Source organism: Paraburkholderia sp. BCC1876, assembly GCF_902833695.1.
Taxonomy (GTDB): domain Bacteria; phylum Pseudomonadota; class Gammaproteobacteria; order Burkholderiales; family Burkholderiaceae; genus Paraburkholderia.
Genome location: NZ_CADFGI010000005.1, coordinates 430,068 through 451,272 on the forward strand (window position 1 = coordinate 430,068; position 21,205 = coordinate 451,272).

At 63.0% G+C, this 21,205-nt stretch carries 19 protein-coding genes; 6 read left to right on the forward strand and 13 right to left on the reverse strand.

The window, feature by feature from the left end:
* Positions 1-440: 440 nt before the first annotated feature.
* Positions 441-857: a hypothetical protein gene (locus HWY05_RS20920; protein WP_176059449.1), complete on the forward strand. Its 417-nt coding sequence runs from the start codon at positions 441-443 to the stop codon at positions 855-857.
* A 185-nt stretch (positions 858-1,042) separates the two neighbouring features.
* Here HWY05_RS20920 and HWY05_RS20925 read toward each other — a convergent pair whose 3' ends face one another.
* Positions 1,043-2,719 carry a tannase/feruloyl esterase family alpha/beta hydrolase gene (locus tag HWY05_RS20925; protein ID WP_176059450.1) on the reverse strand — a complete coding sequence of 559 codons (1,677 nt, stop codon included), beginning with the start codon at positions 2,717-2,719 and terminating at the stop codon, positions 1,043-1,045.
* Complete coding sequence (locus tag HWY05_RS20930) at positions 2,716-3,849, reverse strand: OpgC domain-containing protein (RefSeq protein WP_035555710.1); 1,134 nt, start codon at positions 3,847-3,849, stop codon at positions 2,716-2,718. Before HWY05_RS20930 ends, HWY05_RS20925 begins: the two co-directional genes overlap by 4 nt.
* Before the next feature lie 402 nt (positions 3,850-4,251).
* Between HWY05_RS20930 and HWY05_RS20935 the strand changes: the two genes are divergently transcribed.
* The 3 genes from HWY05_RS20935 (at position 4,252) to HWY05_RS20945 (ending at position 6,835) form a co-directional block, all read left to right on the forward strand.
* A complete protein-coding gene (locus tag HWY05_RS20935; RefSeq protein ID WP_176059451.1) occupies positions 4,252-5,487 on the forward strand; it encodes an acyltransferase in 1,236 nt (411 codons plus the stop codon).
* 189 nt (positions 5,488-5,676) lie between these two features.
* Complete coding sequence (locus HWY05_RS20940) at positions 5,677-6,471, forward strand: sulfite exporter TauE/SafE family protein (RefSeq protein WP_176059452.1); 795 nt, start codon at positions 5,677-5,679, stop codon at positions 6,469-6,471.
* 73 nt (positions 6,472-6,544) lie between these two features.
* Complete coding sequence (locus HWY05_RS20945; RefSeq protein ID WP_176059453.1) at positions 6,545-6,835, forward strand: hypothetical protein; 291 nt, start codon at positions 6,545-6,547, stop codon at positions 6,833-6,835.
* A gap of 14 nt (positions 6,836-6,849) precedes the next feature.
* Here the strand turns inward: HWY05_RS20945 and HWY05_RS20950 are convergent, their stop codons facing one another.
* Both HWY05_RS20950 and HWY05_RS20955 read right to left on the reverse strand, forming a co-directional pair.
* Positions 6,850-8,754 (reverse strand): AAA family ATPase, encoded by a 1,905-nt coding sequence (locus HWY05_RS20950; protein ID WP_176059454.1) that lies wholly within the window; start codon positions 8,752-8,754, stop codon positions 6,850-6,852.
* A gap of 576 nt (positions 8,755-9,330) precedes the next feature.
* Entirely contained in the window at positions 9,331-9,720 is a 390-nt protein-coding gene (locus HWY05_RS20955; protein WP_231585013.1) for a hypothetical protein, read from the reverse strand.
* A gap of 186 nt (positions 9,721-9,906) precedes the next feature.
* Between HWY05_RS20955 and HWY05_RS20960 the strand changes: the two genes are divergently transcribed.
* Complete coding sequence (locus HWY05_RS20960; protein WP_176059455.1) at positions 9,907-10,941, forward strand: helix-turn-helix domain-containing protein; 1,035 nt, start codon at positions 9,907-9,909, stop codon at positions 10,939-10,941.
* Positions 10,942-10,962: 21 nt separating this feature from the next.
* Here the strand turns inward: HWY05_RS20960 and HWY05_RS20965 are convergent, their stop codons facing one another.
* Complete coding sequence (locus tag HWY05_RS20965; protein WP_176059456.1) at positions 10,963-12,273, reverse strand: MFS transporter; 1,311 nt, start codon at positions 12,271-12,273, stop codon at positions 10,963-10,965.
* Positions 12,274-12,542: 269 nt separating this feature from the next.
* Here HWY05_RS20965 and HWY05_RS20970 point away from each other — a divergent pair, with 269 nt between their 5' ends.
* Positions 12,543-13,160 (forward strand): ATP-binding cassette domain-containing protein, encoded by a 618-nt coding sequence (locus HWY05_RS20970; protein ID WP_176059457.1) that lies wholly within the window; start codon positions 12,543-12,545, stop codon positions 13,158-13,160.
* A gap of 57 nt (positions 13,161-13,217) precedes the next feature.
* Here the strand turns inward: HWY05_RS20970 and HWY05_RS20975 are convergent, their stop codons facing one another.
* From HWY05_RS20975 to HWY05_RS21010, 8 genes are all read right to left on the reverse strand, one after another.
* Positions 13,218-14,261, reverse strand: coding sequence for a fimbrial protein (locus tag HWY05_RS20975; RefSeq protein WP_176059458.1), 1,044 nt, complete (start codon positions 14,259-14,261; stop codon positions 13,218-13,220).
* Positions 14,258-16,819: a fimbria/pilus outer membrane usher protein gene (locus HWY05_RS20980; RefSeq protein WP_244146670.1), complete on the reverse strand. Its 2,562-nt coding sequence runs from the start codon at positions 16,817-16,819 to the stop codon at positions 14,258-14,260. The genes HWY05_RS20975 and HWY05_RS20980 overlap by 4 nt, the downstream gene beginning before the upstream one ends.
* A gap of 75 nt (positions 16,820-16,894) precedes the next feature.
* Positions 16,895-17,659 (reverse strand): fimbria/pilus periplasmic chaperone, encoded by a 765-nt coding sequence (locus HWY05_RS20985; RefSeq protein WP_176059460.1) that lies wholly within the window; start codon positions 17,657-17,659, stop codon positions 16,895-16,897.
* A gap of 112 nt (positions 17,660-17,771) precedes the next feature.
* On the reverse strand, positions 17,772-18,317 hold the full coding sequence (locus tag HWY05_RS20990) for a fimbrial protein (RefSeq protein WP_176059461.1): 546 nt from the start codon (positions 18,315-18,317) through the stop codon (positions 17,772-17,774).
* 292 nt (positions 18,318-18,609) lie between these two features.
* A complete protein-coding gene (locus tag HWY05_RS20995; RefSeq protein ID WP_176059462.1) occupies positions 18,610-19,026 on the reverse strand; it encodes a universal stress protein in 417 nt (138 codons plus the stop codon).
* 138 nt (positions 19,027-19,164) lie between these two features.
* Positions 19,165-19,515 carry a hypothetical protein gene (locus HWY05_RS21000; protein WP_244146659.1) on the reverse strand — a complete coding sequence of 117 codons (351 nt, stop codon included), beginning with the start codon at positions 19,513-19,515 and terminating at the stop codon, positions 19,165-19,167.
* A gap of 1 nt (position 19,516) precedes the next feature.
* Complete coding sequence (locus HWY05_RS21005; RefSeq protein ID WP_035555684.1) at positions 19,517-19,732, reverse strand: hypothetical protein; 216 nt, start codon at positions 19,730-19,732, stop codon at positions 19,517-19,519.
* Positions 19,733-19,908: 176 nt separating this feature from the next.
* A complete protein-coding gene (locus HWY05_RS21010; RefSeq protein WP_176059463.1) occupies positions 19,909-21,204 on the reverse strand; it encodes a copper oxidase in 1,296 nt (431 codons plus the stop codon).
* Position 21,205: the final 1 nt, after the last annotated feature.

Genomic DNA, 21,205 nt, shown 5'->3' on the forward strand with positions numbered 1-21,205 from the left:
GCGCCTTAACAGTGCCGCTACCGCGATTCATCGGCACCTTCTACCCGATGTGCAAGTGGACCGATCACGTGCCTTGATCTGAATCGGATTCTTTTACTTCAGCGGTCCAAATATCTTGGAAAAATAAGGTAACTATTGCCTTCTCCGAACGTCGCGGCGACACCTGTCGAGCGTCGGCCTGGACGCACTGGCTGCGCCGCAAGGCAAACGTTTGCCTGGGTTGATCTGGGTTTTGCCCGGTACAGATCGCCTCCTTTTTCGTGCCGCCCTGTCCGGTCGTCATTGCTTGGGATAACTACCTTTGCACCCACTCTTGCAGACGTCGCCGGGAACGCCTCATGCGCAAAGATCGGCGTCGCCAAGGCACACCGCTTGCGCGAGATTCATCATGCGAGCGACATCGCTCGCGTGACATTAACCGACTGTGATGGAGGTGGACCATGAAACACATGACCAAGGCGATTTTTGCATCGGCGCTCGTGATGGCGCTCTCGGGTGGGGTTTACGCACAGGCCGGCGGCGGCGCGGGTGCGGGAGCCGGTGGTGGCAATGGTGGTGGCAACGGAGGCGGTAACGGCATCGGCGCCGGCGGCGGCACGACCGGCGGCGCAGGCGGCACGGCTACGCCGGGTGTCGGTCCGAATTCGATGAAGAACCCGGGTAGTTCGGGCTACGGTTCGCCGGGCGTGACCGGCACCGGTGGCGGCATGGGCACCGGCACGGGAGCGTCGCCGAATAGCGCGCCGATGAACGGTTCGAAGGGCGGCATGAACAACGGGGCGAATATGAACAACGGAACGAATAACGGTATTCGCGGCAATGGCGTCAACGGCGGGACGATGCAGAACGGTCAGTAATGCGGGGCTTGCGTCGCGCTTCTGATTTGATCTGCGGAAGGGGGCGGTGGCGTTCGTGGCGCTCATTAAGGGCGCTGCCGCTCTGTTCACATGGGGTGTGGGGTGCGTAGGTGCAGGTGGCAATTGCAAACCCTTCAAACCCTCTACCAACGTTGCAAACACAAGCACTACGACCCGGCATCACTTCACGGTTCTGCGCACATGAAGCTGCTGGCGAGATTGACACTCCCCTTGCCCACATAGCGAGGAAACAGCGGGTATCGGCACAACGGCCGCGAGCGTCCGTTGGTCGCCGGTGCGATATCGGTCGCGGTCAAGGTTTCGGGCGCCACGCCGCGCGTCACCCAGGCGTCGAGCGCGCCCAGCAGATCCACCGACGGAATGAACACGCCGCTGCCGTGCTGAAAACCCGGCACCATGTAGAGCCGCATGAAACCGTTAACCTGATCGTTGCCGAAGCGCTCATTCAGCGCCTCGTAATACGCGATGGTCTGGTTCGGGCTGATGACTTCGTCGGCGAGACCTTGCAGCGTGATGAGCTTGCCACCGTGCGCAATGTAGCGCGACAGATCGGGATTCATCGAGCCGATGGTCTGTGACAACGCAACCAGTTGCGCGCGATATTTCCCCGGATGCTGTGGATCGAATCTGAGCGAGTCGAACGCCGCGTCATGTGCGACGAAATAGCGGATATAGCCGTCGCCCTGCGCGAACAGATAGCCGTTGGCGAAGAACGTGGGCACCGGCAGGCGCTCCGGTTGATGCGCGAGACCCAGCATGCCCGTCAGGTGTGTACCCTGAAAGAGGTTGTAGCCGCGATAACCGCCAACGTCCCACGCCAGCTTGTACGGCAACGAGAGTCCGTCGCGCATCACCAGCAAGGTGGCGAGCTGCGGGTCGGTGAGGCATTCGTCGTGCACCGGCGTGTGCCCCTCGCAGCGTAATGACGCGATGATCTCCGCCTCGTGCTCGCGGCACGCGGCGACGTCGCTGACAATGCCGTCCACCACGCCGTCGAGCTTGTCGCAAACGGCCAGCGTCCGTTGATAGACATGCTCCAGCAGCAACGGCGGAATGAAGCCGCCTGGCGTCGCATATTCGGCCTGGCCGAGCTTCAGGCCGAGCAGACGCACGCCGGAAAAATTGAGCGCGGGCGAATTGGCGATCACGCCGTCGTAGTCGTCGGGATAGCGCTGCATCACGGTGTAGCCTTCACGCCCGCCGGTCGAGCCGCCGGCAAAGTACATGCGCTGCGGCGGCCGGCCGTACGCGCGCGCAATCAAGGCGAGCGCCGTGTCGTGGGTTTTCTTCAGGTGCGCGTAGCCGAAATTCGTCACCGCCTCGTCGACCAGACCAAACACCGCGAGCGACGAATCGCCCACATGCCCCGAGTCGTCGCCGAAGGTCGCATAGCCTTGCGCGAGCGGCGCACGATCCGGTGAAAACGGCATCACGCCGGTGCCGCTCACCACCACCCCGTTATATCCGCCGCCACCAATCTGCAACGCGCGGCCGTTCCAGCGGCGCGGCAAATTCAGATCGAAACGGATATCGGGTGTGGTGGCTTTGAGCGCCTTGATACGGCCGGTGATACGGCAATACTCGCCGCCCTGCTGATTACCGGGTGCGGTGGCGCCCACCATGTTCGCGCTTTCGATCAGCACGCCGGCCGTCGGCAACGCGATCAGTTCAGGCGGCAGCACCGCGCCCGCGAGTTCGGCGCAGCGCATGGCGAGCGGGGCTTCCTTGGGCGCGGCGAGCGCCGGCTGGGCACCCAGCCAAAACGCGGCGGCACCGACCGAGACCGCAGCGGCCAGACGCCGATCACGCGCTCGACTCAGCCGGCGCCCCCACGTCATCATCCGCAGCCCGCGCCATTGGCGGCCGCGCGCTGCGGCTGGCGCTTCCAGCCATGCCAGCCGCGCGCGATCATCAGCAGCGCGCCGATCGCGACCAGGTCGCCGCCCAGCCCGATCAGCACACCGCGAAAACCATGGAACGTGTGCGGCGTGGCCGTATCGACGATCAGCGACACCAGCGTGCCCGCGACGAAACACACCAGCCCGGTGCGGCCGACCGTCACGACGGCAGGCAACCGCTGCGCGAGCCACGCGATACTGCCCATGCGCACGAACTGCGCGGCGAGCCAGGCGATGACGATGAAATTGATCACGCGGTCAGGAGAGAGGTTCTGTTTAAGTGCGCCGGGCAAGGGTTGCGTCAGCACGAATAGTTTAACCACGGCGAATGTCAGCACCGCGATCACGGCGAACCGGGTCAGCCAGCGCGAGGTGCGGCTGGTGTGAAAGCGCTCGCTGATCGGCTGCACCCGGCACAGAATACCGAGCACGAACATCAGTTGCCAGGCAAACGGATTAAAGGCCCAGTCGGCCATGTCGTCAATGCTGAAAAACGCGGCCAGCGGCCGCGCAAACGCCCAGATCGCCACGCTTAGGGCAAGCGCCAGCCACCACGAACGGCGCGCGAGCGGCACCGCGAACGGCACGCATAGCGCGAAAATCACGTACATGGGCAGCACACTCGACAGATACGGCTGACGCCGCAGCACCGCGATATCGAACGCTGTGTGCAGCGGCTGCGCCGAGAACGGCGCCCAGCCGGTCAGGTCGACCATCGGCGGATTCAGATGCAGCAGCGCGAGAAGCGCGCCGGACACCAGCGTCAACACCGCCGTCAGCAGATAGGCCCGGTAGATCTCCCAGCACCGTTTGACAAAGCGCAGCTTCGCCGCGCTTTCGCCGCGGCCGGCGAGCACCGCCGTGTACGCCGCCGCCGACGCATAGCCGCCGAGAAACACGAACACTTCGGCGGAATCGCACAGTGCGTACGCGTGCAACATCAGATGCGACAACGTGCTGCCCGGAATGTGATCCAGCACGATGACGATCAGCACGACGCCGCGAAAGAAGTCCACTTCGATCGAACGTCCGCCATGCGGACTGCCTTCGGAACGCCCGTGACGGTTTTCCATTCGGCTTCTCTCAGGATGACACGCGCAAGCGGCGCGTAATGACAGACGGCCGGCCGCCGCTGTTGTTCGTAGGAACCCCATGACAATAAAACGTTCCCACCCATGTCGTGCGCCAATCTCCCGCGCGCTGACAAGTGGCCTTTAATCGCAGCGCGCAAAGTGGCGATCTGAAATGCCGCTGTTGGCATGCGGTAATGCGGAGATGTCGTGAATTCAGTTCGCGGCAAGTTTTGCGGCTTCAGGCGTGGTTCGCAAAAGCAATCGGTAATCCGCGCGAAAAATAAATCATCGAATAGGCCGTGCGATTTTTTTCGGTTTTTTTCATCGTACGATGGACTACCTTCCGTTACCGCCCAGTCCGGCTGCGTTGCGCGCGCCGCCTTCGCTCTGGAAGACAATCACATGAACAACCGGATTGCCGGCTTCGACGGACTGCGAGCGATTGCAGTCCTGATGGTATTTTTTCAGCACCGACTATTCGGCGACGCCGGCGAGATCGGTCATCTGGGCGTATGGATTTTTTTCGCGCTCAGTGGCTTTCTGATCATCGGCATTCTGTCGGCGCAACGCACGCGGATCGAAACCGGCGGCGGCCGTTTCGGCGCCGAGCTCAGGCGCTTTCTGTTTCGCCGGACGCTGCGCATCTTTCCGATCTACTACCTGATGCTCGTGGTGATGAGCGTGCTGATGGCGTTCGGGATCGCGAGTCCGGAACTCGCGAGCGGCATGCCGTATCACTTTGCCTATCTGTCGAATATCTGGATCGGTTCGGTGCTGCATTTCTGGCCCGGGCGTTACTCGCACTTGTGGAGTCTCGCGATCGAAGAGCAGTTTTATCTCGTGTTCGCGCCGCTTTTACTACTGCTGGCCGCGCGCCGGCATCGCGTGGTGTGCTGGGTGATCGTCGCGGTGGGTCTTGTCGCATTGCTGGTCATGCGTGCCGCGCATTGGCAGGAAATCACCATTTACACGCATCCGTTGACCAATTTCTGGCTGCTGGCGTTGGGTGGAATCGGCGGCTTGACGATTGCGCGGAAGCAGAGCGCATTGCGCGCCTTTCTCGGACATGGCGCGACGTTGTTCGGTTTGAGTCTTGCACTAGCGGGCTTGTGCGCAAGCGAGCCGAGGTGGACTCAGTTGGATAATCCGCTTCTCTTCACCGCGATCAGCGCGTTGTACGGCGTTTGTATCGCGGCGCTGGTGTGTTCGGTGGCGTGCTGCCGCAATGCGGTGGTGATCGGCTTGCTCGAAACCGGCTGGCTGGCGGGGCTCGGGCGCATCAGTTATGGCTTTTATCTCTATCACAATCTGATCCCCGACCTGACCCGCAACCGTCACGCGGCGGCGCTGTTCGGCGGCACGGTGCCGTTGTGGGCGCACGCGATCGGTATCGTGGCGTCGTTTGCAATTTCAATCGCCATGGCCATGTTGTCGTGGCGCTGGATCGAAGCGCCGATTCTTCGGTTGAAGACCCGGCTTGAGGTGAAGCCGATTGAAGCGGGCACAGCTTCGGCGGCGGCTTCGGTTCCGGTTTCGCCGCAAACGCCGATCGCTTCGGCCACCCGTCGCGAGCGGGCTCGAAGCGACGAATCACGCGAACAAAGCCGCGACACCAACACCGCTTCAGACGCCATTTGACGCAAGCCTGGCTTACGTTTCACTTGCAAGCGACGCGAGCAACGGCGCGGTATCATGCGGCCTCACTGAACGGCTGCTTCCTCTCTTGCGCGATCCGCGGGCATCGAACCGGCCGACCGATAACAACACGCCACTGCCCGCGCGACATCCTGTGATCGTCTGCACGCGGCCGGCTCGCGGACCTCAACGATGTTCCATTTCAATTTCGCCGACGGCGTGCTTGGCCCGAGCCTGCAGGCGCTCGATTTCTACACGTTGCTGGGTATCGTCGTCGCGCTATTGCTGGGCGGCATGGTCAAGGGCGTGGTCAGCATCGGCGTGCCGCTCGTCGCGATGCCGATTCTCAGCCACTTTCTGCCTATCAAAAGCGCGGTGCTGCTGCTGTCGATGCCGATCATTCTCGGCAATATCCCGCAGGCGCTGGAAGGCGGCAATCTGCTGCCCACGGTGCGGCGCATCGCGGCGCCGCTGGTCGGCACGGTGATCGGCAATATCGTCGGCGTAACCGTGCTGATTTCGCTGGCGCCGCATCGCGCGCAGGCGGCCGCGGGCGCGTTTCTGATGATCGCCGCGCTGTTGCTGCTGGCTACGCCGCGTTTGACGCTGTCGCCGCGGTGGGCGAAGCCCGCCGGGTTCGTGCTGGGTTTCGGTGCGGCTTTGATGGAGAGCATTGCGTCGGTGCCGGGCCCTTTGCTGGCGATGTATCTGATCGCCACGGGCGCCACGGGGAGAGTGTTCACCAAGCAGATCGCGATCATTCTGGTGGTGTCGATCATCACGCTGGTGCTCGCGTTGAGCGGCGGCGCACATGCCAGTTGGACCGATCTGCTTATCTCGGCGTGCGCGAGCGTGCCGGTAATCGTGGGCATGCTGCTGGTGCGGCCGTTGCGCGACCGGCTGCCGCCCACGGCGTTCCGAGCGCTGGTGCTGGTGTTCGTGGTGGCAGCCGCCGCGCAGATGATCTGGAAATCCGGCGTTTTATAGGCTGTTTTTATATCCGGCTTCGAACTGCGCGGGTTGGTTAGACGAATGTGTCTGGTACACGCCTTGCTGACTAATGGGTATTGCCCTGACCAGCAGGAGAGTCGTCGTGACCAACCTGACCCAATTTCCGAACGAGCCCGAACGCCGGGCCGATGAAGACCCCGGCAGCCCGCCTACGGAGATCTCCAAGCCAATCGGCGACGCCATTCCCACGCCCGTCGAGCCCGGCCTCGATCAGCCACTGCCGCCAAAGGGTGAAACGCCGCCGCCAGCCAAAGGCGATGGTGACGACGACGGCAACCCGTTAGGTGAAACCGACACGCCCGCTGGCGTGCCATCGCCGGGTCCGTCCGACTTCGCCTGAAAAGTAGAGACCGGTTAAGCCGCAGCCGGCTCATGCACGATCTTGAGCGTGCTTTTGTGTTCCCGGATCAGCCGGTAAACCGTCTCTCCGGGAACGGTCTCCTGTTCCAGCAATTCGTCGGCGATAGCACGCAGCACGGGTTCATACGCGTGCAATAGCCCAAAGCACAACTCGTTCAATTCCTTGAGCAGCACGTTCGCGTGTTCGATCGCGCTCTTCATCTGCAGGCCCGCGTACTGCGACGGCAGCGCCGCGAGGCTGAACAGATCGCCATCGCGGTTGAAGCCGAACTTCGACACCATGTCGAGACTGATGCGCGAGGCCTCCTGCAAGTCCGACGCGGCCCCGCTCGATGCTTCGGAAAACCTCAAAATTTCAGCGTTGCGGCCGCCGAGCAACACCTGGATTTCATTGCGAATCTCGGTCTCGCGATACAGATGCTTGTCTTGCGCCTTGGTGATCAGCGCGACGCCCAACGCGCCGCCGCGCGGCAGAATCGTGACCTCTTCCAGCACGCCGGTGCCGAGCAGCGCGGCGACCAGGCCATGCCCCGCCTCATGCACGGCAATGCGCGTGCGTTCGTCTTCGCTCAACGCGCGCTCGGCGCCGCTCACGTCGCCGATACGGGCAATCTTGATCGCTTCCATGAAATGCTTCGACGCGATTTCGACGTCGCCGGCTTTGCGCGCGACCAGCCCCGCCTGGTTCACCACCATCGCGACCGTGGCCGGCGACAGGCCGGTAGTGAGTCGCGCGAGCTGGTCGTAGTCGATGTCGGCGGACTTCGATTTCAGCCGCTCCGCGTAGAAGCGGAAAATCTTCGCGCGGTCCTCGCGATCCGGCAAACGGACCTGCACGGTGCGGTCGAAACGGCCCGGCCGGCGCAACGCTTCGTCGAGATTGTCGGGGTGATTGGTCGCCGCAACGATGATGACACCTTCGTTCGACGCGAAGCCGTCCATCTCCGCCAGCAGTTGATTGATGATGCGGTTGCTCTCCGCTTCGACCGGACCGCCGCCGGTATCGGTGCGTTTGGCGAGACCGTCGGCTTCGTCGATGAAGATCACCGTGGGCGCATTCTTGCGCGCCAGTTCGAACAGATGCTTGACCTTCTGAATGCCAACGCCGTAGTACTTCGCACTGAAATAACTGCCCGTGATCGAGATGAAACTCGCGCCGCATTCGCCGGCCAGCGCCTGCGCGAGCCGCGTCTTGCCAACGCCCGGGCCGCCTACCATCAGAATGCCGCACGGCGCGCGCACGCCCATCGACGTGAACTGCTTCGGGTCGGACAGGTAGCCGCGAATATCGGCGAGCGCCGCCTTCGCTTCGCCGGCGCCGATCACGTCGTCGAAGCGCAGCGTGGGCGCCTTGTTCAGCAGCGACGCACCGCCGCGCATTTCGCGGCGCATGAACCACACCATGCCGCCGATCAGCAGCAACGGCAGCAGCAGACTAATGGCGTCGCGCACCTGATCGAAAACCGGAATCCAGCGCGACGCCCCCGTGCGAATGTCCGCGTCGGGTAGCCAGACGAGTTGATACGCGGCGGCCTGATTCGAGCTGGGCTCACCGAGCAGCAGCGCGTGCGAGAAAGTCGCGTTGTGGTCGGTGACGAAATACTTCGCCCCGTCGCGCCTCGACACCAGAATCGCACTGGGACTCACGCCCACCGCCGCGACGTTGCCATCGCGAACGTCGCGCAGCATTTGCGAAGCGTCTTTCTCTTCGTGAGCCCATGCGGACGGGTCCTGTCGCATCTGTTTCGCGACGCCTGTCAGCGCCGGCACGGCCTGCGCGGTGCGCTGCTGAAAATGCCACACACTGAACGCGAGCAATGCCACGATCAACGCCGCGCCGATCGCCATGGCGGTTCTGTGTGCGCGTTTTTTCTCAAGCGAGTTCTTTCCCGGCTTCATGAGTCACTTCCAAAAACGGGCTCAGGCGAGCCCTGATACTGGCCAAAATCAGGTGGGTAGAGGTTGGCGAGGGGAATCGATCGATACGACACCGTGCATGAATGGAAGACAGGACAACCAATCATGCGTCCCTTTTTGCGCTTCGGACACGGGCTAGTATGCCGTGTCGGCACGCGTTCAAAATCGGGGAAAAAGCCTGTTTCTACCGTCTATCCGGCGATTTCAGGCGGCCGGATTTCGGGGAGCGAACGGCGCCTGTCAAGGCCCGGCGTCCTGCTCCGGCGCACAGTTTATCAGCGCTAAATTCAGCGCGTACTCTGGATACTTACTATTAGTCCGCGCCCTATTTAAAAGCGGTCGAAATTACTGCACGCGTGGATTTTTTATTTATTGGGGCACGGTGCCACGATGGGCGAATGATGGGGTCGATGTGCGACGGGCCTCTTTGGGCCCGTTCGCATCATCGCCACTTTCTCTCAGGTTCCTCGACTTGTACTACCGATGCCCGTGAGCATCGTTTGGTCCCCTACTACACAGCTACTGCCCCCGGTCTTTGCGACTCTGTTATTTCGTAGCTCAGGCGGCCGACCGGTTTTGCCGGCCCACCTGCGCTTCAGTCACCAGCCGGGCAAGCAGCTTCGTGATGCGCTGCCGCTGGCTGTTAATCAACTCGTGGGTTTCTTCCAGCGCACGAATGCGCTTTTCCCAGTACTCGTGGTCGAGCGTGTGCTGCGCGCCGGACGCGTCCCCACGCGTCACAAACTCCACCACGTTCTCAAGATGCTGCAATTGGCTGTCCACCAAACTGGACGGACGCAGACCGCCGCGTTGCGCGGAGGATTGCCTGTTCGTGCCGCTCATCTTTCGTTCCCCGTGAAATGCCAGCCGGCAAAGCATGGACCTCGCGCCCATTGCGCCGCGTATGGCGGACGGCGCTTTCTTCACGCGCAGCTGCGGTTCCAGCACGGGGCAACGGTCGATCAATCTGCCGCGCCATCAGCGAAAACGATCTGCATCTAATCATGTGACGATAAGGCAAAATTTTTGACACGCTTTACCATACGTCTCAGTTTTGGCCGACGGTGTGCAAAAATACGTGTTCGCCGCCGTCTCCCCGCCGGAAATGCTTTTCCCGTTCGCAGCAAGCTATTCATGAATCAGCGCTCCTTGCCCCCGCATCTGGCCGCGGCCGCCGCAGCCGATTCGCGCTCGTCGATTTCCACGAGCCGTTTCAGCACGCGCGGCGTCGCCATGCAGAAGCAGGCGTTGGCGTGGCGCGAGCGGGTGGGGCACGTGGTCGACGCGCCGCCGTCGAAAGAACAGATTGGCCGCGGATTTCGCGGTGAAATCGATTTGTATGCGGTCGGCGGCATGGTGTTTACCGACTGCCGCACCGATTCGATGCAGTTGGAGCGCTCGGTCGCCCGCGTCTCTACCGACACACGGCGCGATTACGTGTTTCAACTGTTCGTGGAGGGCGAAGTCGGTCACGTCACCGGCATGCAGAAGAAACGCAGTGCCACGGGCTCGGTACAAGGCATCGTGGCGTTCGACCTGAACCAGCCGTTTCGCGCCGACCGCCCGGCGTCGCGCCTGCTGAGCCTGTTCGTGCCGGCCGCGCTCGTCGATCAGGAGCTGGACGGCCCGGCCATTCACGGCCGCATCGTCGAACAGGGCTCGCCGCTGACCGGCCTCGTACTCGACCATATGACGGCGCTCGCCCGCGAAATGCCCACGCTCGACCCCGCCGGCGCGATCGAAGCCTTGCAGGCCGGCGGCCAGTTGCTGGTGGCCGCGTTTGGCAAGCACGCCCGGCTGACCGGCGCGAGCCGCGCCGCGCTGCAGACCGCGGTGATGGCACAGGTGCGCCGCTACATCGACAAGAACCTGCACCAGAGCGAGCTCACGCCCACCAGCGTGGTTCAGGCGCTGCAATTGAAACGCGCAACGATTTATCGCTGGTTCGAGCACGAAGGCGGGTTAGGCGCGGTGATTCGCAACCGCCGGTTGCGCGAGGCGGCGGACGAACTAGTCCGTTTTCCGGGCCTTCAGATCGCGGAAATCGCTTACGGGCTCGGTTTTCAGAGCGCGTCCGACTTTACCCGCGCGTTTCGCCGCGCCTTCGACATGAGTCCGCAGGACATGCGCCTGCGCGCGCTGGACCTGCAACTGCGCAACGCGGCGTAGCGTTCATCCGTTCACCGGCCATCAGGCCGACGGTTGCGACGGGCAGGCGCTGCACGCGCCGCGCGTCGCCGGCTCGGGAAAGCCCTTCAACGCGGCCAGCGTCAGCAGCGTCGCCGCCATCAGATACCACGCGGGCACCATCGGATCGCCGGTCCGGTTGATCAGCCAGGTGACGATGAACGGCGAAAATCCGCCGAACAGCACCACGCCAAAGCTGTAAATCACCGCTAGCCCGGCCGCGCGCCTGTGCACAGGCAGCGCTTCCATCATCAGCACCGAACTGGGGCCGGCATTGTTAACGGCCAGCGCGACGTAAGTCGTGATGATTGCCAGCGCAACCAGATTGGCCGCGCCGTGGGTCAGTGCCCAGAACGCCGGCCACGCCAGAACGAGCGACGCCGCAAGCGACGCGTATTGCAGCGTCTTGCGGCTCGCGAGCCGGTCGGCTGCACGCGCAAAGAGCGGCGTCACCACGAGAATCACGAGGCCGGACAGGCAGGCGGTCCACAGGCTGATCGCCGGCGGCCGCTGCAGTGTTCGGACCAGGTAGGCCGGCATGTAAAACACGGTAAGGTAAATCCCCACCGAAGGCGCGGCCATCATCAGCAGCCCGCAGACCAGCGCACGCGGATGCTCGGCGAACATACGCGCCGGCGAGAGCCGCGCGCGTTTCTGCGGCGCGGCCGCCGGCATGCGGCGGCGCAGATACCAGCCGACCGGGCCGATCAGGCCGCCCAGCACGAACGGAATGCGCCAGCCCCACGCATGCATTTCCGCGGGCGACAGCAGCATCGTGGTGCTCGCGCCGACCAGCGCGGCGGCGAAGGCGGCCGCGCCCTGGCTCGCGCCGCGCCAGCTCACCATGAAACAACGCTGCCGGTAAGCAGCCGATTCCATCAGCGAAGCCGACGCGGGACCGATCTCGCCGCCCGCCGCGAGCCCCTGCATTAGCCGTGCGAGGACCATCAGCACAGTCGCGGCGGGCCCGATCGACGCGTAGTCCGGCAGGCAGGCGATCAGCCACGTGCCGAGCGTCATAAGCGTGAGCGAGACCGTGAGCCCCGCTTTGCGACCGCGGCTGTCGGCGATATGGCCGATCATGATCGCGCCGAGCGGACGCATCACGAAGCCGGCGCCGAAGGTGGCGAGCGAGAGCAACAACGACGACGCAGGGCTATGCGACGGAAAGAACAGATTGCCGATTATCACGGCGGAGAAGCTATAAACCGTGAAGTCGTACGCAACGAAGCCGTTGCCGATCACGATGGCGGCGACGATACGCCTGAGTTCGGCGCGGGATGGCGGAGCCGTTTTGCCGGCAGCAATTTGCATGAGGTCGGGTGGACGGAGTCGTCGGGAAAGTCAGGGAAGGCGGAAAACAAAGGCGAACTTTACTTCTTTAACGGCGGGACGTTGCGCAACTTTACACCGCGTGAAGCGATTCGCCGTGCCGCGCCGGCAAGTGTTCGCATACTCACACGCCAGTACCGTCCGCCCGCGCTGCTAAACTTGCGCCACGCCGGCTACGCCGACTTCATGAAGAGACTGCGCGGCCCGATACGCTGCGAAGCCCCCCTTCTTCTCCGACTCCGTTTTAATCCATGCTCCGATTCGACAACCTCAGCAAGCGCTACGGCGAACGCGTCATTTTTCAGGGACTGCACTACGAGAGTCAGGCCGGCTGCGTCGCGTTGAACGACGAATCGGGCAGCGGCAAATCCACGCTGCTCGGCGTGCTGGCCGGCACGATCGAAGCCGATTCGGGCGATGTCTGGATGGGTGGTCACGCGCTGCACAGCGCGCCGCTTGCCGCGCAAACCGCGCTGACGTATGTGCCGGAAGACTGCATGACGTATCCGGATCAAACCGGCCGCGCCTATCTGAACGACGTGGCAACCGCGAGAAAAACCACGGTCGGCGCCACTACGCTGGATCTGGCGGACCGTTTCGGACTGACGCCGCATCTCGACAAACGCTTCGAGCAGATGTCGTTCGGCACGCGCAAGAAGATTTTCCTCACGGCGTCGGTGTTGGGTGAAACCAGCGTGCTGATTGCGGATGAGCCGGTCGGCGGACTCGATGCCTCCGCGCGTACGGTGCTGGTGGAATTGTTCACCCTGCTGGGCGAAACCCGCACGGTGTTTTTCTCCAGCTACGACACGGTCTTTACCGAAGCTTGCCAGGCGGCCAGCATTCAGTTTTCCGACCTGGCGGGTTAGGCGGGGCGGAAGTCCAACGGTGTGTTCGGTCTACCCGTCAGGCAAGCGCACGCACGCTCACTGATAACTCATCGTAAAGGTCGCCAGCCCCTTCACCGTACCCGGCCCCACCGTCCCCGTCGAAATATACTGCGCTGTCAGCGGAATCCGCGTAGTGCTCGCCGATGCGCCCACCAGCCACTGATTCGGATTGCCCGCTACCGCTGAGTCGGGTCCAAAGCTGACCGCCGTGCCGCCGCTGTTCAACACACGCAGTTGCACGCCCGTCGCTGTCGATCCGCTCGCCAGCGTCAGATTGCTGGTGGTATTGCCGGGATTGGTCGCATCGGTCAAGGTCACGTAGACGTTCGCGCCGGCCTGGCAAGAGAGCCCGATGCTGAGGGCGGTATTGCCCACCGTCGTGCCGGTCGACGTGAACGCGCTGGCGTTGACGGTCGGCAAAGTCACACTGACGGACGGCGTCGTGACCGTACAGGTGGTCGCCACGATCGAGGTGTTGTTCACCGAAATCGTCACCAGCGCCGCCGACGTCACGTTCAACGGAATGTTGTGACTCACCAGCGTGAACAACTGCGGAATGTTGATCGCGCCGCCGCTCGTCACCTGCGCGGCCGTTTTGACCAGTTGATAGCTAAACGTGAAATTGCCCTGAAACGCCGCGGTCGTGGTGATCGGCGCGCCGAAGTCGCTCCAGCTGCCCACGTTGAGCGTCGACAGCGTCCGGTTGCCGTAGGTCACGTCGACCACGCGAATGCCGATACCCGCGATGCCGGTATTCCATACGCCGGCCACCGGGCTACCCGTCAGTTGCGGGTAATACTGAATGTACCAACCGTTGTTGTACGGCGGCACCGTGCCGGGATTCGACGGACAGTTGACCGCGACCGTCGACGATTGCACCGGGCCGATCGCGGTGCCAACGGGCGTATCGCGCGGCACCGTCAGCGTGCCGAAACTGATCGCGGCCGAGCCGCTGATCGTGCATTGCAGCGCCGCCGCGTGAGCCGGCACACTGAAGATCAACACCAGGCATCCCGCGATATAAAGCGTCAGCATGCCGAGCAGTTTCTTCAGCAGACCGAGTGACAGAAACCGGTTCATTGCGTCTTTCCTCCCGCGGACGAAGCCGCGCCTGCTTCGTTCGCCACGCCTGCCATGGCCCCGCATACCGCGTCGATGTGCGCGTACGCGCCGCGGTCCTCACCCTTCGGCGGCAAGTGATAGCCGAAGCCGCACTGTTCGTCGGCCGCGTCGCCCCACTTCACCGTGAGCGCGCCGTCGTCGGTCACGCCGCGCACGAAGAGGCGGCTGTTCTGGCCGATCGCACCCACGCTCGCGCCCTTCGCGTCGAACACCGTTGCGCCGAATGGCAACGGCGCACCGTTCGGCAAGTGTGCCGAGATCACCGCCGCGCGGCCCGTGACGGTACCGAAGTGGATCATCACCACCGAGTTCGCGCGCGGCGCGACCTGCTGACTGGTCGACTTGAATTCGACGTCGAGCGGAATTCCCTTCGGATCGATGTCGACCGTGTTCAGGCTGTACGGCGTCAGATAAGGAATCACCGCATAACCGAAGTTGTCGATCCGCACGCCCGATGAGTTCGTGATGCGCGCGCCCTTCGCGTCTTTCGCTTCGACCACGCCGATCGTGTCACCAAGGTCGTTGGCGAACGTCACGCCGCCCGGATGCGCGACGATCGCGCCGGTCACACCCGCCGAAACCTGCGAGTAGCCCGAGCCGCCGCTTGCGCTGCCGGCGAGCGTCGCATACGGGCTGCGATACTGGCCGTTCACGCCGCCCGTGCTCGCGCCCGGCGCATGATTCGCGGTCACGCCGTAGGTGAATTCGTTGTCCACGCCGGCCGAACCGTTCAACATGGCCTGTTCGGACGAACCGCTCTGATTGTTGTGCGTGAAGCTGGTCGACAGGGTCGGCGCATGCTGGCCGGTGCCGAGCGGAATCGACACGCTCGCGAAAATCTGATTGTTCATTTGTCCGGTCACGCCGTCGCGTTGTCGGGACAGCGAGACGTTGTAGCTGAAGTTGGTGCCGAGTGCGCGCAGCACGTTGTTGTAGCCGACCTGAAACTGCGTGGTGGTGCCGCCGCGATTCCAGTAGTCGAGTGTCGTGCCCACCACATACGCGTTGCCCCAGCCGTTGCCGAAGCTCTGGTTCATCGTCAGTTGAATCTGGTTGCGCTGCCGGTCTACCGCGTCTGGGTCCTGCCCGGCGGCCACCAGACTGCGCGCGAGCATCGCGTCGCGCAACGCCCAGAAACCGCTCGACGAATAGCGATACGCCGCGACCGTGAAATTCGTATTGGTGGCCGGCACCAGCTTGCTGTAGCTGACGCGCACGCTCTGGCCCGTGGTATTCGTCGCGCCGCGAATCTGCGCCCGCGCTTCGGTCACGTCCACGGCGACCGCGCCCAACGGTGTATTGACCGCCGCGCCGAGCAGGCCCGCGAGATAGCCGTCGGCGACGATCGTCCCCGCGTAGCCGGTAATGAGGTTGTTGAAGCCGTGTTGCACGGTGCCCTGCAGCAGATTGTCGTGCTGGCCGATCTGCGCGTCGCGCAACTGCCCCACGGCCACATTGAAACGCGTGATACCCGGCCGCAGTAACTGCGCGACCGACGCATACGGCACCGAGAAACTATGCTGGCTGCCGTCCGCTTCCGTGACCGTGACGAGCAGATTGCCGCCGTAGCCGGTGGCGTACAGATCGTTAATTTCGAACGGCCCCGGCGCGACCGTGGTTTCGTAAAGCTTGTTGCCGTTCTGCGTGACGCTCACGCGCGCATTGGTCATGGCCACGCCGCGAATCAGCGGCGCGTAGCCGCGCAGCGAATCGGGCAGCATGCGGTCGTCGCTCGCGAGTTCCACGCCGCGAATGCCGATGCTGTCGAACACGGCGCCGTCAGTAAACGCATCGCCGATTGTCAACTGGCTACGAATCGACGGCAAATCGTGCTGCACATAGGTCGCGATGTTCTGATACGTGCGCGGCCCGTTCGATTGCCACGTCAGCGCCGAGTTCTGCCTGAAGTGCCAGCTACCGATATTGACGCCGCCGTTCAAGCCCAGATACGTCTGCGTGTTGGCCGCCACCGAGCCCGAACCGGTCACGCGAAACGAATTCAGGTTGTAGCCCAGCGTGGCCGACGTCACCCCTTCGTCCCAGAATTCGGGGCTCACATAGCCTTGCGGATTACGCAACAAGGCCGCTTGCGGAATGCTCAAATCGAGCCGCAAATCCGACAGATCGAACGATTGCGAGGCTCCGTCGACCAATGCCGCCACGTTCGCACATTGACCCGCCTGCGCTTTCGCGAGTTCGCCGCGGCCCTTGTCGGACAGTGCCGAAAAGTCGAGACCGAGACGTTCGATCAGCGGCTTATCGAAACACGGCGCGGCGCTCGTCGCGCCTTCGCGTGCGACAAAGCGCAGCGTGTCGTGACCGACCCAATTGCCGTTCACGTAGAGGTCCACCGTGTACTGGCCTGGCGGCACCGGATTGCCGCGCTCGAAACGCGACACGTCGACGCTCTCGCCTTTGGGTTTCATCAGAAAATCGCCGTTGAACTGCACGTCGGCGAGCGTGGTGGTGTCGGCGAATGCCGGCGTCGTGCTCCAGGCGGCGAGCGCACCGAGCATCACGGCATGGCTGCGCCTGAGCGCGAACCATGTTCCGGCACGCGGTCGCGCAGAGGGTTTCCGGGTGCGCATGATTTACTGGCCGGTCTGGTCGCGAAGACGCTTACCGCCGACACCGGCGCCGTAGTCGTTGAGGAAGGTGTAATCGACTTGCGCGGGCACCTCGGCAAGCGGCGCCACACGACCGACGTCGAAGTCCGCGCTCGCGCCTGGATCGACCATGCCGCCCTTCTCGCTCGTCCAGTTGCTCGCCCCCTCGGTGGCGACGATCTTGCTGAACGTCACGTGATAAGGCGTCGGGTTGGTCGCTTCCAGCGCGTAAGCGCCGTTGTCCTTGCGGACGAATTTCCAGCGCACCTGTGCGGCCGCGTCATCCGCATTGCCCGGCAATCCCGCCGGACGGAAGAAGAGTTTGATGCGCGAACGAAATGCCAATTGCAGCGAATTCGGCTGGTCCGCGGTCGTGCCCGTGGTTGCGCGCGGCGGCACTTCCAGCACGTTGAGCCAGAACAACGACTCCTTGTCTTGCGGCAATGGCTCCTGCGTGTATATCAAACGCAGGCTCTGCCCTTTCTTCGGATCGAGACGGAACAGCGGCGGCGACAACGTGAACGGCACCTTCGACTCGTCCGGCAACGCATTCGGATTGCCCGTGTCGAGCCATACCTGAACCAGTGCCGGCGCGTCGCCCTCGTTGCTGAGCTTCACGGTGACTTCACGCTCTTTCGCCTGATAGATCACCCGCGTGCCGCTGATCACCACGCCCGCTTGCGCACTGCCTGCCAACCATGACAACGCGAAAACCGTCATCGCTTTTGATATTTTCTTTCGCATTGTCATTCTGCAATCCCGATCTGAAGCACGATGCTGGAGGCGAACTCGCGACTCGCCTCGATCTCCTCGACAGCCGGCGTCCCAAGGACGCCGACTGCCACCCCGTAGCGTTTTTTTCTTACTGATAGACGATCGAATACAGCACCGTGGTATTCACCGTGCCGGCGGTCGACGCGCCATTCGTCGCAACGTATTGCGCGAAATACTTGAGCGTCGCTGCACCGCTTGCCAGCGCAACGGCCTTCGAGTTTTGCGAAGCTTGTGCCGCGCCGAGCGTGATCACGCTGCTGTCGCCGTTGAGCAGACCGATTTCGACGTTGGTCGCCGTGCCCGATGCGTTGATCAACTGGCCGGTCGTCGTGTCGACGGTGGCGCCCGGCTCGAAATAGGTCGACACGTTGCCGGAATTCGGCGTGCAGTTCGACAACGCGATGTTGAACGGCGTGCGGCCCGCGGTCGTGCCGGCGGTGGCGAGTGCCGAGGTCGAGACGGTCGGCAGCGTGACGGTGAAGTTCTTGCCGCCGCCATTGCCGCTGATCGTGCAGGTCTGGCTAGTGATCTGACCGGTGAAGGTAATCGTGCCGTCGGCCGCATGCGAAACGGCCGGCACGGCGGCAGCGGCAGCGATAGCCGCGGCGAGAACGCCTGAGCGCGTGATTTTCATGGTGAGTCCCGTTGATGATAAGTAATACGTCGTATTTGAAAAACTGCCTGTGTGGCGGGTTCAGCGATGGCGTTGCGCTCAACCGACCGCGCCGGGGCTCATTATCAGGAGAACGATGAGCGGGGACAGTCAAGCAATGTCAAGCGAAGTGACGGAAGGTTGAAGCAGTGTTAAAACGAGGGAATGTACGGAGTAGAAAGCGACGCGCCTGCAATTGCAGGGCAATAAAGCGGGGGGACGCTACTGCGATTCGTCGAAAGACGCGTTGAACGAAGCAGCGTCGACTACGTAGTTAATGCACCATCGTCACGGGCGTGACCGTGCGGCGCGCCAGCGAAGCCAGCGTGACCATTCTGCGGAAAAAGCTCATATGGCTGGCGTCGATCACCATGACGTCGGGTTGCGTCAGCGCCGCGTAATCGGCGATCGCTTTGGTGCGGTGACCGAATATCCGTTTCCAGTGATACGGCACGCCGGCTTCTTCGAGGATCGTACGGACGTCGATTAACGCCTTCAGCATGGCGCGTTTTTCTTCCCGCACGAGCGAGCTGCGCGAGTGGAACGCCGCCGCTCTCCCCTGATCGATGGGTTCGAGCACTTCCAGCAATTCCACCTCGGTGACGCCGCGCTCCAGAAACAGGAACGCCGCGTAACGTGCGGCTTCGACCGCGCCGCCATTGTCGAGGACAGGGATCAGCATTCGTATCATGGGGCACCCGTAGCCGCTATTCGATACCTTGAGCTTATCCAATGCCGCGTTAAAAGCGCGTAAAAGTATCGGCCGGTTTTAACGAGGATCTTGCAATGCGCGATTCAGGCCGGCTCACGGCCGGTGTTCATGATCGGGTTACGCCTGGATCGCGGCGGGGTTCAACTCGATATGCAGAATCACCAGCCAGCGCTTCGGACAATCCTCCGCGATCCGCAGTTCCTGCTTACCGTCGCCGGTCTTCTTGACGAAGCCCTTCTCGCGTGCGAAGCCGAACGCGCGGCGCGCGTCGGACTGCAGCCAGAGCGTCAGCAGGCCGCAGGTCACGCAGCTAAACAGCCAGATCGTGTCATGAGGCAGCGCCGAATCGAGTTGCTGCGCGACATACGTGAAAATGGTCGTGAGCACCTGGTTGGTGACGAAGGCAATCGCCACGACCTTGCACAGTCCGCGGAACATCATGGCCTGTTTTGACGGTGTCGCGGCCATGTCAGACTCCGAGCATCCGGCGCGCTTCGACTTCGGCCAGTTCGAGCGCTTGGGCGGCGCTACGCATCGGCCGGCCGCAACCGCGCCCGATGACTTGCTGAATCTCCTTGTCGCCGCGTCGGGTCGTCACGCGTAGCGCGCCTTTGAACATCTGCCCCGGCGCGGGAAACACGCAAGCCTCGACAGTCACGTTGCCCTTCGTTTGTTTGAATGCCATACAGCCTCCAGCGAATTTCATCGTAGTTGCGGCGAACCGCCAACCCCAGACGATACGCAAGAGGCCGTAAAAAGCAGGCAACGATCGTGGTCGGCGGTGTAAAAAACCTGTGAAAGCCGGGCTTGGCAGCGGCCTGGAATCACAGGTTGCCGATCGACAGGAAGCGACGCCTAACCTCAACCCTCCGGCAACTCGCCGGTGTACTCATAGGCCACCGTCCCCTTCGGATGCCTGAACCAGCCCGGATCGCGATAGTCGTCGCGCCCGAGTCCCTCGCGCACTTTGACGACGCTGAACATGCCGCCCATTTCCAGCGCGCCGAACGGGCCGGTGCCGGTCATCATCGGCAGCGTGTTGTCGGGCAGCGGCATCTCCATGCCGCCCATCGCGCCACCCGTGCCGCCCATCGCCATGTAGCCGGGCACCAGTTTGTTGATGCGCTGCGCGAGGTCCTTCTGCGGCACGCCGATCAGGTTCGGCACCTGGTGTCCCATCGCGTTCATCGTGTGATGCGACTTGTGGCAATGAAACGCCCAATCGCCGGGGCGGTTCGCGGTGAACTCGATCGCGCGCATCTGCCCGACCGCGACGTCCGCGGTCACCTCGGGCCAGCGCGCGGACGGTGAAATCCAGCCGCCGTCCGTGCCCACCACTTCGAAGTGGTAACCGTGCAGATGAACCGGATGATTGGTCATGGTCAGATTGCCGACGCGGATCCGCACCCGGTCGCCGGCGCGCACCGGCAACGCGTCGATGCCCGGAAACACGCGCGCATTCCACGTCCACAGATTGAAGTCGGTCATCTCGTTGACGCGCGGCGTGAAGCTGCCCGGATCGATGTCGTACGCGGACATGATGAACACGAAGTCGCGATCCACCCGCATCACGCCCGGGTCTTTCGGATGGACGATGAACGTGCCCATCATGCCCATCGCCATCTGCACCATTTCGTCCGCGTGCGGGTGATACATGAAGGTGCCGTGTTTCTCCAACTGAAACTCGTAAACGAAGGTCTTGCCCGGCGCAATATGCGGCTGCGTGAGACCGCCCACGCCGTCCATTCCGCACGGCAACAGCATGCCGTGCCAGTGAACCGTGGTGTGTTCCGGCAGCCGGTTCGTCACGAAGATGCGTACCTTGTCGCCTTCCACGGCCTCGATCGTCGGGCCGGGCGCCTGCCCGTTGTAACCCCACAGATTCGCGCTCATGCCCGGCGCCATTTCCCGCACCACGGGTTCGGCGATCAGATGAAACTCTTTCCAGCCGTTCTTCATGCGCCACGGTAACGACCAGCCGTTTAGCGTGGCGACGGGTGTATAAGGCCGGCCATTGGCCGGCGCGAGCGGCGGCTGCATCGTGGCGGTGGCCATCGTGGGCGCTTCGGGCAACGACGCCGCACCAGCCTTGCTGACCAGTGCCGCGCCCAGCAAAGCGGCGCCCGAGCCGCCGAGAAAATGTCGACGTGTCACCATG